Here is a 16,102-nt window from a genome sequence, read left to right as displayed (position 1 = left end):
ATTACTATTACACATAATTTGCAATTTTAAAAGATTAGTTTTTATTCATTACATCTAAAAGCATTGATTCTAATTGTTTGACCTTCTCTTGAAGTTCAAGGTTTTGTAAATCAGTCTTTTGTTGATACTCTAAATTATCCTTCTCTAATTTTTTGATTCTTGTTTCTTTTTGTTCTAATGCTTTATTTTGCTCAATAATATGTAGATACAATTCCTCTGTCTTTTCTAATAATTGTATTGACAATTCTGATACATTAAATGAATATCCATCCTCTGCTTTAACAAGTTGATTTACGGAAGTTATTCCTGGTAAATGACGATTAGTTTTAATAAAGCTTTCTACAGCCTCTAGACTCTTAAAGTTATAATCGTATTTAAGAGAAGAGTATCCATCAAAATATTTCTCAAACACATAATCTGCATAGTAACTATTTACCGCTGTAATACTACCATTAACTCTTAGTTTTTCACTAGGTGCACTAGAGGGTTCTGTAAAGCCAATTCCAACCCATCCTTTTGTATAAATGTTAGATGTATTTGTTTGAGCAGGTTTATGTGTTACTGAATCATACCATGGGTGTTTATTGATTGATTCCAATTCTATGGTATGAATTATTTGATTCTCATCTGTAAAAAGTAAAGAATTAGTATTTGGATCAAATTCTAATTTTGTAATTGATTCTGCATCTCCAACTAAATCTGTTAATTTAAAAGATGTAACCTGTCCTAGCTCATTCTTATAGGTTAAAACATGCTCTATTGGATCATATACTAAAGTTGTTAATGTTTCACTACCTTTTACAAGCACTTTTATATCTACAGGATGTAAATCCCCTTTCTCATCTTTATATGTTAGGGTATAAATATCTATTTCTTGCCCATGCTCATCATCTTCTTGTGTTACAACGTTTTTAAGAGATGTTAGTGTTTCATTTTCCTTAACTAAAGAAGGAATATTCAAACTATTTTTAATCTCTGTCACAAACGTATCATTGTTGGCAATTGTCTTACCTAGATCATCTGTTGTAATCTTAACTGAGTTTCCACTTGAATCGGTAATAACTAAATTCTCTTTAGTAGCGTCAAAAGCAAACGATACGTTAGTGGTATCTATTTTACTCCAATCAACTGGTTGCTGAGCCCCGGTGCTGTCTATATAGAAAAACTCCTTTTTAGTGGCGTCATATACTACATTTCCGTAAGCTCCCTCAAGCTTATTTATAATACTAGTTATAAAATCTTGTTTATTAGTAAGATCGGTGATAAACTTAGTGTTATCCACAAGGTTTGTCACAAACGTATCATTGTTGGCAATTGTCTGACCTAGATCATCTGTTGTAATCTTAACTGAGTTTCCACTTGAATCGGTAATAACTAAATTCTCTTTTGTAGCGTCAAAAGCAAACGATACGTTAGTGGTATCTATTTTACTCCAATCAACTGGTTGCTGAGCCCCGGTGCTGTCTATATAGAAAAACTCCTTTTTAGTGGCGTCATACACTACATTTCCGTAAGTTCCCTCAAGCTTATTTATAATACTAGTTATAAAATCTTGTTTATTAGTAAGATCGGTGATAAACTTAGTGTTATCCACAAGGTTTGTCACAAACGTATCATTGTTGGCAATTGTCTGACCTAGATCATCTGTTGTAATCTTAACTGAGTTTCCACTTGAATCGGTAATAACTAAATTATCTTTAGTAGCGTCAAAAGCAAACGATACGTTAGTGGTATCTATTTTACTCCAATCAACTGGTTGCTGAGCCCCGGTGCTGTCTATATAGAAAAACTCCTTTTTAGTGGCATCATACACTACATTTCCGTAAGTTCCCTCAAGCTTATTTATAATACTAGTTATAAAATCTTGTTTATTAGTAAGATTGGTGATAAACTTAGTGTTATCCACAAGGTTTGTCACAAACGTATCATTGTTGGCAATTGTCTGACCTAGATCATCTGTTGTAATCTTAACTGAGTTTCCACTTGAATCGGTAATAACTAAATTATCTTTAGTAGAGTCAAAAGCAAACGATACGTTAGTGGTATCTATTGTACTCCAATCAACTGGTTGCTGAGCCCCGGTGCTGTCTATATAGAAAAACTCCTTTTTAGTGGCATCATACACTACATTTCCGTAAGTTCCCTCAAGCTTATTTATAATACTAGTTATAAAATCTTGTTTATTAGTAAGATTGGTGATAAACTTAGTGTTATCCACAAGGTTTGTCACAAACGTATCATTGTTGGCAATTGTCTGACCTAGATCATCTGTTGTAATCTTAACTGAGTTTCCACTTGAATCGGTAATAACTAAATTATCTTTAGTAGAGTCAAAAGCAAACGATACGTTAGTGGTATCTATTGTACTCCAATCAACTGGTTGCTGAGCCCCGGTGCTGTCTATATAGAAAAACTCCTTTTTAGTGGCATCATACACTACATTTCCGTAAGTTCCCTCAAGCTTATTTATAATACTAGTTATAAAATCTTGTTTATTAGTAAGATTGGTGATAAACTTAGTGTTATCCACAAGGTTTGTCACAAACGTATCATTGTTGGCAATTGTCTGACCTAGATCATCTGTTGTAATCTTAACTGAGTTTCCACTTGAATCGGTAATAACTAAATTCTCTTTTGTAGCGTCAAAAGCAAACGATACGTTAGTGGTATCTATTGTACTCCAATCAACTGGTTGCTGAGCCCCGGTGCTGTCTATATAGAAAAACTCCTTTTTAGTGGCGTCATACACTACATTTCCGTAAGTTCCCTCAAGCTTATTTATAATACTAGTTATAAAATCTTGTTTATTAGTAAGATCGGTGATAAACTTAGTGTTATCCACAAGGTTTGTCACAAACGTATCATTGTTGGCAATTGTCTGACCTAGATCATCTGTTGTAATCTTAACTGAGTTTCCACTTGAATCGGTAATAACTAAATTCTCTTTTGTAGCGTCAAAAGCAAACGATACGTTAGTGGTATCTATTTTACTCCAATCAACTGGCTGCTGAGCCCCGGTGCTGTCTATATAGAAAAACTCCTTTTTAGTGGCATCATACACTACATTTCCATAAGTTCCCTTAAGCTCATTAATAATGTTATTAATAAACTCCTCGTTATTAGTGATATGGTTAATAAACTCGATATTATCACCTAGTTTGGTGATAAAGTCTTTGTTCTCAACAAGACTAGTTACAAAGGTTTTATTGTTTGCAATCTCGCTTACTGAAAGTTTAACCGACTTACCTTCCGAGTCACTTACAACTAGGTAATCATTTTCAAGGGTAAAACTTACGTTTTTGGTATTTAACTTACTCCAGTCAATCTCAACCGGATTACCCTTATCATCATAATAGACAAACTTATTGGTCACAGAATCGTAACTAACATTTCCGTAAGTTCCCTTAAGCTCATTAATAATGTTATTAATAAACTCCTCGTTATTAGTGATATGGTTAATAAACTCGATATTATCACCTAGTTTGGTGATAAAGTCTTTGTTCTCAACAAGACTAGTTACAAAGGTTTTATTGTTTGCAATCTCGCTTACTGAAAGTTTAACCGACTTACCTTCCGAGTCACTTACAACTAGGTAATCATTTTCAAGGGTAAAACTTACGTTTTTGGTATTTAACTTACTCCAGTCAATCTCAACCGGATTACCCTTATCATCATAATAGACAAACTTATTGGTCACAGAATCGTAACTAACATTTCCGTAAGTTCCCTTAAGCTCATTAATAATGTTATTAATAAACTCCTCGTTATTAGTGATGTGGTTAATAAACTCAATATTATCTCCTAGTTTGGTGATAAAGTCTTTATTTTCAACAAGATTAGTTACAAAGGTTGTATTGTTTGCAATCTCGCTTACTGATAATTTAACCGACTTACCTTCCGAGTCACTTACAACTAGGTAATCATTTTCAAGGGTAAAACTTACGTTTTTGGTATTTAACTTACTCCAGTCAATCTCAACCGGATTACCCTTATCATCATAATAGACAAACTTATTGGTCACAGAATCGTAACTAACATTTCCGTAAGTTCCCTTAAGCTCATTAATAATGTTATTAATAAACTCCTCGTTATTAGTGATGTGGTTAATAAACTCAATATTATCTCCTAGTTTGGTGATAAAGTCTTTATTTTCAACAAGATTAGTTACAAAGGTTGTATTGTTTGCAATCTCGCTTACTGATAATTTAACCGACTTACCTTCCGAGTCACTTACAACTAGGTAATCATTTTCAAGGGTAAAACTTACGTTTTTGGTATTTAACTTACTCCAGTCAATCTCAACCGGATTACCCTTATCATCATAATAGACAAACTTATTGGTCACAGAATCGTAACTAACATTTCCGTAAGTTCCCTTAAGCTCATTAATAATGTTATTAATAAACTCCTCGTTATTAGTGATGTGGTTAATAAACTCAATATTATCTCCTAGTTTGGTGATAAAGTCTTTGTTCTCAACAAGACTAGTTACAAAGGTTGTATTGTTTGCAATCTCGCTTACTGATAATTTAACTGACTTACCTTCCGAGTCACTTACAACTAGGTAATCATTTTCAAGGGTAAAACTTACGTTTTTGGTATTTAACTTACTCCAGTCAATCTCAACCGGATTACCCTTATCATCATAATAGACAAACTTATTGGTCACAGAATCGTAACTAACATTTCCGTAAGTTCCCTTAAGCTCATTAATAATGTTATTAATAAACTCCTCGTTATTAGTGATGTGGTTAATAAACTCAATATTATCTCCTAGTTTGGTGATAAAGTCTTTATTTTCAACAAGATTAGTTACAAAGGTTGTATTGTTTGCAATCTCGCTTACTGATAAATAAACACTATGATTTCTATTATCTGTAATAATCAATGATTCTTCATTATTTTTCAATGGATTTTTGCCCAGTGAAAAAACAGTATTCATTCTGTCTGTAAAGGTATCACCTGAAAGCAATCTTGTCCAAGCTTTATCTTTCCAATAATAAAATCCAGCCTCTAGATTATTATTCCCTGTATGATATACCAATAAACTCTCAGTGATTTGTCCATTGATTGGAGATTGATCTTGTTTATCCTTTAACTCAATTCTAGGTAATAAAACACCTCTGTTGGAAGATACTACATCCAACACAGCAGAAGTATTGACTACTTTTGTGCCTATACCTACCTGCGCTTTTACTGCTACACTTAACAAAAGTACAGCTAATGGAATTACTCTTTTTATCATTGCTAATCTTTTTTACTATGAAACCAAATATAATAACACTATTTATTTATATATTTTAATTAAATTTTATTAAATTAACATCACAAAAACAACTAATAAAAAACACTTACATTAAAATAATAACATCATTTATCATATTAATCATAAAGCAATAAAAACAACAAAAAATCACGATTAAACACACTATTTAAAAACTAAAACACATTGAATCAAAACAGATACATAAACACAATGCAATTCATACTTAAAATCGCAAAACGAAATTATCCACTGAACTTAATCTAAATGTAGTTTTCCCAGCATGAATTTATTTTAATGATATAGTTATTTAATAAAAAAATAAAAAAAACGACTTCTACTAAACCTAAATCTTTAATACTAGTTAAAAAAAAAGTTTTTAAAGGATAATTTTTCATGTTACAACTTGTTTTTAATAACTTAAAAAAAACACTTAAATCAAGTAGTTCTCAAAACATGCTTTATTACTTATATTTTGTAATTATATATACTCAAAATCAAACATCTTGCCAAAAAAAATCTCAATAAGAAATTTTTCACATTTTAGGATTTTGAAAAAAAAATAAACTAATAAAAAAAAATAATTAATCTTAATTTTGATCAAATAAAAACAATACATCAATACAAAACACATTAATCAATAAACATAACTTTAATAAAACCTAAATTAACAAATAATTCCTATATTAAACCAATAAAGAAACACATTATACGCAAAATATGAATAAATGTGAAATATTTAAAAATAAAACAATAATAAAAACAATATAATACCATACTAATTGTTTCTATACACAATAAACTAGTTTTACACAAAAAAGCCATTACTTGTGTAAGTGATTAGATTGTTTTTAAAACACTAGACATTTATTTAAAGAAGATTATCAGACTTTATTTTATCTTTTAAGTAGTTTTCAACCCATAAAACACGGACTTAAAAGCTTTTACAGGGTATGATATTTCAAAAAAGCATTAGTGTAAACGATATCCTATAAAGGATCAATAGTTACTTTACAACTGCTGCTATCTAAGTAAAAAAAGATAGGGATAATTTATTTTTTTAAGATTTCTTATATAATTTGCTATACAATCTATAGCTAATGGATTGTTCTTAACTTAAAATACTTTAACCAGAAGTAATGTACAGATGTACATACTACTTTTTTTGACGATCAAATATTTAAGATAAGCTTGTTGGACTGGGCTAAATACTATGCCTTATGTAGGCTTACCCTTTTTTTATATTATAGTAGCAAGGATTATTTAAAAACCATGCAATAAGTATTAAGTGGATATATTAAACAGGTAGTTTTCTTTAGAAGATTTGGATTGGGATTTGGTTTTTAATACTATACTTAAAAAAATCAAATCATACCAAATAAAAAGCCTATCAAAAATGATAGGCCTTTATAAAAAGCAATAGAGTTTTTAAGCGATAGTAAAAGGCATATTGTTATAAATTATTTTACTTCTCTATTGCTAAATTCTTTAATTAACGCTTACATGTTAATAATGATATATTTAAAATTCTGTATTTCTTATTTTCTTTTCCCATTTCCAAGCGCTGTTTAAGGCCTCTTCTAAAGAAAGCTCGGCCTTCCAACCAAGTACTTCATTAGCCTTTTTTGTACAAGCATAAGCCTCAGTAATATCACCTTCTCTACGCCCAACAATCTTATAAGGTAACTTTTGGTTTGATACTTCTTCAAAAACATTGATAATCTCTAATACAGAAGACCCTTTTCCTGTTCCTACATTAAAAGTCTCAACCTTTTGCTTATTATCACCACTAATTAGTCTACCTAAAGCCGCTACGTGAGCTTTAGCCAAATCCACCACATGGATATAGTCTCTAACACAAGTACCATCAAAAGTATCATAATCATCTCCAAAAACAGACAATTCTTTACGAAGCCCTATTGCTGTTTGAGTAATAAAAGGAATCAAATTCTGTGGAACCCCATTAGGCAGCTCTCCTATAAGTCCTGACTGATGAGCTCCTATTGGGTTAAAATAACGCAGTAAAATAGCATTGACAGAACTCACTCGAGCCACATCCGAAATAATCTCCTCTCCTATTTGCTTTGTATTTCCGTAAGGAGATAATGCCACTTGTATAGGCGCTTGTTCTGTTATTGGCATCACCTTAGCCTGTCCATAGACAGTACAAGATGAACTGAAAATAAAATGACTCTTCTCTTTTTGATCTAACTGTTTTAATATATTTAGTAAAGGCACTAAATTGTTCTCATAATATAAAAGCGGTTTCTCAACACTCTCACCCACTGCTTTTGAAGCTGCAAAGTGAATCACTCCAGTTATATCATTATAATGGTTAAAAAGCTTACTCACACCCGCTACATCCCTTAGGTCTAATTCAACAAAATATGGGCGCTTACCACTAATTGCCTGTATTCCATCTAATACATCAATAGATGAATTAGATAAATCATCAACCACCACCACATCATATCCCTTATTTTGCAACTCCACCACAGTATGAGAGCCTATAAATCCCAAACCACCAGTAACTAATATTTTCATGCTTTTTTACGCTTTTTTCTAAATGCAATCCCAAAGATAACCGTTTTAACTTTCTACACAATATCTATTTGTTGAAACCACTGTTTTTTCTAGTAAACTATAAATTAATAGCAAATGTCCATTATAGTTAGTTAACCTGCACATTTTATACTATACATCACTTTTACTCTTAAAATCAATAGTATATAATTTTTATAAAAGATATAACTATTCTAAAAACGCATAACTGGCTAACATATAAAAACTTACACTCTGAAATCATATTAACTTTTATTGGTTTAAATCTAAAAAACATTAATATATCAAACCAACAAAATGTTAACATAAATTATTTATTTGTTTTTTATTACAAAAAAAGACTATTAATACTATTAATTTTACACAAATTACCATAAATTCAATATTATTAAATTTAAAAAAAGTGTTTAATGCAAAAATTCACTTAAACCTAATTTTAGAATTCTATAAAAGGCTTGAACTAGATTATATAAGTAACCCATAAGATACTAAACAAATCATATTGTGTTACTTGATAATTCGCTAGTTTTTCTATTAGACATTTTATAAACAGAAGCTATGTAGTTAGACTTGCATTTTAAATAAACTATACCTATTTGATGTAATAATAATTAGATAGAGTTGCAATATGTGATTATTTCAGATGCTCCTACCATATATAACTTTTGAATATTAGTTAGTTGTTTAAGGCTTAAAAAAAGAATGAAAAATGAATACTAAAAGATTTTTTTCAATTTTGTGTACCCTTTGTTTACTATTTGGTTTAGGGCAAAGTGCGTATGCACAAATTACTATTGGTACCGGAGAACCACCTGTTGGGGGGGCGCTCTTGCAAATTAAGAATATTGAAGGTACACAAGGAGCAGGTTCAAATGCTAATAAAGGAGTTCTTTTACCTAGGGTAAATTTAAAGGATACAAAAATGTTATATCCTATGTTTGAAGTGGGCTATAATAAATCATTTCAAGACCCTCTACATGTTGGATTAATGGTTTATAATACAAATGCTGATTTGTTAGACAGTAATGGAGCTGGTATATATTTTTGGAACGGGCAATCATGGAAACCTATGACAGGTGATGACGGTAATGGTTTTATTGAGGTGAGTCCTAAAAATGTGTTTTTATCTGCCCTTAAAACAAGTAATACAGCAATTCTTACAACAGGTAAGAGTGGACAGGCTTGGACAAGCTCGTCTAGTGGCGTAGATGGAAGCTCTACAATGAAAAGCCTTCAAAATGCAAAAGAAAGCACTTTGACCTTTACAAGATCGACAACGAGTTTTGGAGATAAAATATATACTTACAAACTAGCAGATAAGCCAAATATTCAAGCGCAAATACTAGTTAGTAATTTAGAGTTAAAGATTAATAAAGAGATTATAAGAGTTGGCGAAGGAAATGTCAATGGAGTGGTAAACTCAAGTACAGTTGTTGAGCCTATTGGAGGGGATGCCAAATGGGAGATTGTAGATTACTCTCAGAATACATTTAACTGGACTGTGCCTCCTAAGAATGAAGCAGGTAAATTAGTGTTTGAACTGGGAACAGTTAAAACAGGAAATCAAACACCAACAGGAAGTGTGCTTGGGCAAATCAGAGTACGTCACACCAATATACCTGAATTAGTTAAAACAATCAGAGTTGAACAAAATAAAGGATATAGAGTCTTGCCTCCTTTTGATTATATGGTTATAAAATATGTCTCTGCTACACCAGTTACTGGAGTAGATATAGATTCTGCTACTGAAATTCTAAAATCAAATGTAAGTGGTGTTGATAAAAATCCAGTAGGATATGTTGGAACATCCATACCTAAAGCAACAGTAGGTGGTGTTGATTATATGTTTTATGGAGGTGATGAAAGATCAAATGGTAGTGAAACATCGTATGTGAACATAATTAAAGTAAATGAAATTCTAGCCAAATATCCTGAGAGTTCTAACCAAATAGAAATAGGTATGTCTGCGTGGTGGTTCTCAAATAGTACAAGCGTTAGAGACGCAATGGTATCCATTAGTGTATATAAAGGAGGGGTTATGTCCCCAAGTGGTACTACATTTGAAAACAAAGTGGATGGAGTGGTTAAAAAACCTTTATTAGAGTTTTCATCTGCACCTAAGACTATAGCACTAAAAAGTGGTGATTCAGCAACCAAGGATAATTATAAAACAAAATATACTCCCATGTATAAATTAGAATATGATAGAGTAGATAATACTGGAGTACTAATACCATGGACTAATTGGGAATAGATACTACATCCTTATTTTAAAATATTGATTTATTGTTAATATTTTATGTGTATCCTTTTAGTGAATAACTAGTATTTTACAAAGTAAAAAACATTATTAATCAGTGTAAACAAATAGTTTAAAAAATATTAAAGATCTTTAGACTATGGCTAGTATTAGCCATAGTCCACTAAGAGGATATATGTAATATTAATACAAATGGTCTAATAAGGTTAAAAAAGGATTATCTCCAAACAAATCAACACTTTATAAATACTATTATAAAACCCATTTAACAATTATGAAAAAGATTTTATTATTACTAGCTTTAACTGGGACATCGTTTGTTTCTTGTAAGAAAAGCACTGATATTAAAACCAGTAGCAAAACTGAAAAAACTAGCCCGTCTACTGAATTCACACAGACAAAAGCCAAAAAAGAATTACCAAACGTGATTTATACCATCGCTTCTAAATTAGTGGATTGCACAGGGGTTGGTCCAATGAAATGTATGCAGTATAAAGAAGAAGGCTCAGATCAGTGTTAAATATGTATGAGGGTATTGAGGGTTTTACCTATAAGGAAGGATATGAATATGTGTTAGAAATAAAACGCGTAGAATTAGAAGAATCTATCGCTCCTATTGCTGACGGATCTTCAATGAGATATATCTTAGTAAAAGAGATTTCAAAAACAAAAAGATAATACACAAGCGAGTTTTACTCGCTTTTTTATGCACCTTGATTTTACATAAATAAGTTCCTTAGACTGCTTAATTAAATTCAAAAAAAGTAACTTCACAATTAAATCAAACTCGTTATGTCAAAAACAGAGCAAAAAGTAGTTAAAAGAGGGGAGCAAATTACCCAAATATATTTCCAGTACTTAGACAAACATATTAACGATGTTATCTCTGGTCAAGAAAGCGAGTTTTTCGAAATAAATCAAATCGCCAATCAGCTCGCTCTCTCACACCAACATTTAACAGATACCATTCAAAGAGAAACAGGTAATCATCCTTGCTACTTTTATGATCAAAAAATCATACAAAGAGCTATAGATATGCTTTTACAAACAGATCAATCTATTGCAAAAATAGCCTTAATACTTACCTATGATCCTTCTAACTTTTCTAAATTCTTCAAAAAAATTACTGGATTAACTCCGGGTCAATATAGAATAAAACACAAGTAAAACTTCCTAAAAGTTCACCATGCTTTCTCTTTTTGGTATTGCCATCTTTACACAATCAATTGTAAAACATTTAAAATCAATTTAAAATGGCAGAAAATAATTTAAAAGCAAAAGTAATTCTAATTACTGGTGGAGCAAAAAACCTAGGAGGTTTACTAAGTAAAAATTTTGCAGCCAAAGGTGCTAAAATTGCTATACACTACAATAGTCAAGACACAAAACTAGAGGCAGAACAAACCCTAGCTCATATAACTGAGCTTGGCGCAGAAGCATTCTTGTTTCAAGCAGATCTTACCAACACTCAAAACATTAGGGAGTTTTTTAAGCAAACAAAGAATCGTTTTGGCGGCATTGACATTGCCATTAATACAGTTGGAATGGTACTTAAAAAACCGTTTCTAGAGACAACTGAACAAGACTATGACAAAATGTTTGACATAAACTCTAAGGTTGCTTATTTCTTTATACAAGAGGCGGGAAAACACTTAAACGACAATGGGAAAATTTGTTCTATAGTAACTTCTCTTTTAGCGGCATACACTGGATTGTACTCTACTTATGCTGGAGCAAAAGCACCAGTTGAACATTTTACTAGAATGGCCTCAAAAGAATTTGGTTTTAGAGGTATATCAGTAACAGGTGTTGCCCCTGGTCCGATGGATACTGCTTTCTTTTATGGACAAGAAACCCCAGATGCAGTTATGTACCACAAATCTGCATCAGCCCTAGGAGGTTTAACCCAAATAGAAGATATTGCATCTGTGGTTGAATTTTTAGTAACTGATGGTTGGTGGATTACTGGTCAAACAATATTTGCCAATGGCGGATATACAACAAGATAGATAAAAGTACCTATTGTTGTAAATTAAAAAAAGTAGAGGCTCTGGTAAACAGTTAAATTACTTTTACTTAATCATCAACATAAAAAAACCCAATAAACTTTAATAAAAGTCTATTGGGTTTTGGTATTTATTTTAATAATCCTTGAATTTTATTTACTTCATATTATTCCACAGCCCAAAATGCCCACTGTTTTCCATTAAAAACACATAACATATTAGATTTTGTATCATAGACTATTGTACCCGCAGGTGGAGATACAATTTTTAGATGTGGGCTCTCTACTCTAGGTAAAACCATTGCTTTTGTACTACTATCTAAAACAAGAACTCCTTCAGTGGTAGTACTTGCATCGTTTCCTATAAGTGTTCTTGCCCCTTTTATTTCATTAAGATTATCTTGAACTTTACTATCAGCCTCTCCAGTGTTAATAGATAAGTCAACCCAGAGATTATCCTGTTTTAGGTACTTTACCTTTTTATCTTTTATATCATAAATTAAAGTTCCAAAGGCAACTGTTCCCTCCATATTATCACTATTAACCATGGGTAAAACTAAGCCTCTTGTATCATTATCAGGAAACTCTAAAATAGAGCTTTCCGATAAAAATTGTTGTTTATTTCCAATTGCGACTTGTTGACTAAAACAATTAGTAAAAACTACAAGGGCAAATAATAAAATTCCATTTCTTAAAACATTATTTTTCATATCTGTTTTTCTTTGTTAATTATCCGGGCATGATTGAACCACACATGACCAAAGTTTACCATTGTAGAGTTTGATACACTTATTTGTTGTATCATATACAAGCATACCAGCCACTGGTTTTGCTAATGCTTTAATTTGGTCATCACTTAACCTTGTGATCACAAAACCTTTTGATTTAGACTCTAAATACAATAAAGCATTTATACTCTCTGTTTTTACCATCTCTGTTTTAGAGCGGTCCAAGCTTGTAATTAAAACAAAATCTGAACTTTTTTTAACTACATTACCCGTTACTGCTGGATAATAACATGAATTATCTTTACCACAAAATAAAATAGGTTCTAAATTGGCAAATGTATCCTCTAAAGCAACCTGTAAACAGACATCGTCTGCATCAGAGCTCAATTCCGCTGAAACATCAAACTGAGCTACTTTTAAATAATCTTGCTCAGGAATATCCTTTATAGAAGCATATGTTTTACCTGTGGCATATTCCACTAAGGCTTTTAAATCCATGGCCTGAAAACTTAAAGTATAACTCTCACTACTGTTTGCATTAATAGTTTGTCCACTGGATAAAACCAACCCTGGATACTGCTCCACTGGTAGTGTATTACCCCCTGTTGCTAGTAAAGATTTAAAAGTAAATTCATCATTAAAGGCAAACTTCATAGTTACTTTACTTATCGCAACTGGATTAGGATTGCTTATTGTAAAGGTTAGGTTAACAATTGAATTACCTTTATAACAAGCGCTTGTATTATTAACAAGTGATAACACAGGTTTTAGAAAACTTGCTCCTCCTTCAATGAACGTTTTTGTTGGCAAACACTCATCTGAATTTGAATAATCACAACTTGTAACAGTTGCAGCTCCCCCACCGTTTTCTTTGACATAACTAAGCGATGCGCGGTTCTCATAGGTAATATCCACCTTGGCATCTTGTTTTAATCTAACTTTAGCCTCTAGGTAAACATAGTCTACTGCTTTTAAGCGTATACCTTTAATGTCTAAAGTATTTGTTTGCCCATAATTGTTAATCACAGCATCTTTTAATGCATCATCTGTCGAGGTTAAACTATTTGGAACCCATTCCATTCCCTCTGGTAAAACATTGTTTAAATCAGCCGGACGTCCTCCACAGTTAAAATTACCAATAGCAAAACGATAGGTTAAATCCTCACATGATTTTATTTTTGACTTTGCCTGTAATGCAAAATCAATTCCATCAGGATTAGGAGCTGGTCTTCTTGCACATTCAAAATTAAAATTCCCTATACCAATCTCTTGAGTACCAATGGGTCTTACTCTAGTATAATTAACCTTATAACGTACCTCTACTCTTGTTACAGGAGTGGTAAACTCAACATTGGCTATTCCATCTTTGCCTTTCATAGCCGTTGAGCGGATACCCACTACTCTATTTCCAGCTATCTCATATGCTTTATTCTTAAAGTTTGTATTTTTATTCTCATACTCAATATTAGGGTTTATAGGAGCATTACCACAATATCCTATAATTTGAATATCATCTGCTCCATATCCTCTTTTATCAATTCCATATAGATTAAACTTAACCTTAGCTGCTCCATCTTTCATATCAAAAGTAGCAACTGTTTGATTGCTATTATTTGTCGTATTGTTTACCCTTAATGTAAAGACATCTCCACTTGTAACAGATGGATATCCATTTTGCAAGTTATTTGCTTGAACATTCACTCCAACTCTCATACCATTAGTTGCAACAAGCGCCCCAGTACTACTTCCACTAGCCCAGCTACCAGTTTTAAAATTGTATTGACCAGGCACACTTTGAGTACATGAGCTACAATATCCAGGTAGCGCTCTGGCTGTGAATGTTACATAAGTTGTTGCATAGTCAAAAGAAACATCAAAAGAATGCTCCTGAAGGTCACCTCCGAAATACTTGCCTGGAATTATTTTATATGGGTTAACCCCTTTTTGAGCATCACTTTCATTAGTATATAAATTAATATAAACCTGATAACCACTTCCTTGATAAGGAAAATACTCTCCTCCTGCTCGAATCTCGACATTCATCGAATCAGAGGTACCTGCTTTTTTAAACATCCATACCTTATCGGCCAATTTTGTATTAAATCCACAATCAGGAACAACAGAACCACTAGGACGTCCTTGTCTACTAGAATTAACCCCCCAATATAAAGATGTAAGGTTAGTTGGTAAAGGCACCGTTTTAGTTATCCCTTTTCCAGCTTCATAGATAGACCCTTTTGTACTAACGCTTAATACTGTACCTTTGGCCGTAGATCTTGAAACATAATTACTCAGTCCTTTATCATCTCTCATAATACCAGCTACGTTATTGTGGTACATAGGTTGATTCTCAAAATCATCTCCGTAGATTCCTCCACCCATCCACATAATCACCCCATTGCTCATAGTGTAGTTAACACCACGAAGAGTAATTCCGTATTTACTTGCCAAGTAGGCCTCTACTTTTTGACGTTCTACAACAGACAAAATTCTATCATACACGATAATCTCTCCTATTTGTCCTGAGAAAGATGCTCCTGTACCCTCACTTAAACTAGCCCCCCCTATAGTGGCTCCTTGATTTAGTTTAAAATACGTATCACTTGAGATATACCTGGTCATAGATTCTTTTACACCTTCGAAATAAAAGTTTGTAACCCCAGTCACTCTTGGTCTAGTTGGTCGAAGATCCATTGTTTGTAGCGCTGTTGTAAAAGGCTTATATCCTCCATTTTTACCATCTATTTGAATTCCACCAAATATCCTTGCTCCCCCTTCTTTTGGACTAAATCCAATTGCAGGTTTTCTTGAATCAGCAGAATTTGGATTGGTTCCACCAAACCCCATATAATACATTCTAAGCTCGTTGGTCTTTGTTCTTTCTCCAATATAAACCGCAAAAATTGTTATCTCTGAAGGATCGCTAAGACCTGGACCTGATTTACTTGCCAAATAATCTTTTATATCAAATGAAACAGCATCTCTATAGGACATCTCTACAGATCCCTTAATTAATGTTGGTGAAGAATTGGCCTGTATCCCTTTAGGTAAATCTGTTATACTAAACATCCCATAACCAACCCTTGGTCTCCATATCGAGACCTTATTACCTGTTTGAAAAGCATTGGTATACTTCTGGTCTGCATCCATCCAAAACGTTACCCCGGAGATCCCTCCTGGATTATCTTGGCCATATGAACTATGCATCGCTGCTAATAAAAATAAAAAAACAGCTAAAACTCTATATATATATTTATACATAATATTTAATTTAATAAACACAT

At 32.3% G+C, this 16,102-nt stretch carries 9 protein-coding genes; 5 read left to right on the top strand and 4 right to left on the bottom strand.

Features of this window, described 5'->3' with window-relative positions; genetic code table 11:
* Positions 1-34: 34 nt before the first annotated feature.
* Both LNQ81_RS13155 and galE read right to left on the bottom strand, forming a co-directional pair.
* The gene (locus tag LNQ81_RS13155) at positions 35-5,245 is read right to left on the bottom strand and encodes a hypothetical protein (RefSeq protein WP_229947463.1); all 5,211 of its coding nucleotides are present in this window, start codon (positions 5,243-5,245) and stop codon (positions 35-37) included.
* 1,539 nt (positions 5,246-6,784) lie between these two features.
* Complete coding sequence (gene galE / locus LNQ81_RS13150; protein ID WP_229947461.1) at positions 6,785-7,807, bottom strand: UDP-glucose 4-epimerase GalE; 1,023 nt, start codon at positions 7,805-7,807, stop codon at positions 6,785-6,787.
* Between the two features lie 727 nt (positions 7,808-8,534).
* Here galE and LNQ81_RS13145 point away from each other — a divergent pair.
* From LNQ81_RS13145 to LNQ81_RS13125, 5 genes are all read left to right on the top strand, one after another.
* A complete protein-coding gene (locus LNQ81_RS13145; RefSeq protein ID WP_229947459.1) occupies positions 8,535-10,079 on the top strand; it encodes a hypothetical protein in 1,545 nt (514 codons plus the stop codon).
* 280 nt (positions 10,080-10,359) lie between these two features.
* Positions 10,360-10,605 carry a DUF4377 domain-containing protein gene (locus LNQ81_RS13140; protein WP_229947457.1) on the top strand — a complete coding sequence of 82 codons (246 nt, stop codon included), beginning with the start codon at positions 10,360-10,362 and terminating at the stop codon, positions 10,603-10,605.
* Between the two features lie 2 nt (positions 10,606-10,607).
* Positions 10,608-10,763, top strand: coding sequence for a DUF4377 domain-containing protein (locus LNQ81_RS13135; RefSeq protein ID WP_229947455.1), 156 nt, complete (start codon positions 10,608-10,610; stop codon positions 10,761-10,763).
* Positions 10,764-10,877: 114 nt separating this feature from the next.
* Positions 10,878-11,252 carry a helix-turn-helix domain-containing protein gene (locus LNQ81_RS13130; RefSeq protein ID WP_229947448.1) on the top strand — a complete coding sequence of 125 codons (375 nt, stop codon included), beginning with the start codon at positions 10,878-10,880 and terminating at the stop codon, positions 11,250-11,252.
* An 86-nt stretch (positions 11,253-11,338) separates the two neighbouring features.
* Positions 11,339-12,094: an SDR family oxidoreductase gene (locus LNQ81_RS13125; RefSeq protein WP_229947447.1), complete on the top strand. Its 756-nt coding sequence runs from the start codon at positions 11,339-11,341 to the stop codon at positions 12,092-12,094.
* Between the two features lie 163 nt (positions 12,095-12,257).
* Here LNQ81_RS13125 and LNQ81_RS13120 read toward each other — a convergent pair whose 3' ends face one another.
* Together LNQ81_RS13120 and LNQ81_RS13115 are read right to left on the bottom strand one after the other, a co-directional pair.
* Positions 12,258-12,800 (bottom strand): hypothetical protein, encoded by a 543-nt coding sequence (locus LNQ81_RS13120; RefSeq protein ID WP_229947446.1) that lies wholly within the window; start codon positions 12,798-12,800, stop codon positions 12,258-12,260.
* Between the two features lie 15 nt (positions 12,801-12,815).
* Positions 12,816-16,079: a DUF8202 domain-containing protein gene (locus tag LNQ81_RS13115; protein WP_229947444.1), complete on the bottom strand. Its 3,264-nt coding sequence runs from the start codon at positions 16,077-16,079 to the stop codon at positions 12,816-12,818.
* Positions 16,080-16,102: the final 23 nt, after the last annotated feature.

Origin of the sequence: Myroides oncorhynchi (genome assembly GCF_020905415.1) — a bacterium.
GTDB classification, from domain to species: Bacteria; Bacteroidota; Bacteroidia; order Flavobacteriales; family Flavobacteriaceae; genus Flavobacterium; species Flavobacterium oncorhynchi_A.
This window is presented reverse-complemented; position numbering and strand designations above follow the sequence as displayed.

Excerpts from the sequence above, each read along its gene's own strand:
- LNQ81_RS13130 (WP_229947448.1), top strand. The coding sequence starts at position 10,878 with ATGTCAAAAACAGAGCAAAAAGTAGTTAAAAGAGGGGAGCAAATTACC.
- LNQ81_RS13135 (WP_229947455.1), top strand. The coding sequence starts at position 10,608 with ATGTATGAGGGTATTGAGGGTTTTACCTATAAGGAAGGATATGAATAT.
- LNQ81_RS13145 (WP_229947459.1), top strand. The coding sequence starts at position 8,535 with ATGAATACTAAAAGATTTTTTTCAATTTTGTGTACCCTTTGTTTACTA.
- LNQ81_RS13155 (WP_229947463.1), bottom strand. The coding sequence starts at position 5,245 with ATGATAAAAAGAGTAATTCCATTAGCTGTACTTTTGTTAAGTGTAGCA.
- LNQ81_RS13115 (WP_229947444.1), bottom strand. The coding sequence starts at position 16,079 with ATGTATAAATATATATATAGAGTTTTAGCTGTTTTTTTATTTTTATTA.
- galE (WP_229947461.1), bottom strand. The coding sequence starts at position 7,807 with ATGAAAATATTAGTTACTGGTGGTTTGGGATTTATAGGCTCTCATACT.
- LNQ81_RS13125 (WP_229947447.1), top strand. The coding sequence starts at position 11,339 with ATGGCAGAAAATAATTTAAAAGCAAAAGTAATTCTAATTACTGGTGGA.
- LNQ81_RS13140 (WP_229947457.1), top strand. The coding sequence starts at position 10,360 with ATGAAAAAGATTTTATTATTACTAGCTTTAACTGGGACATCGTTTGTT.
- LNQ81_RS13120 (WP_229947446.1), bottom strand. The coding sequence starts at position 12,800 with ATGAAAAATAATGTTTTAAGAAATGGAATTTTATTATTTGCCCTTGTA.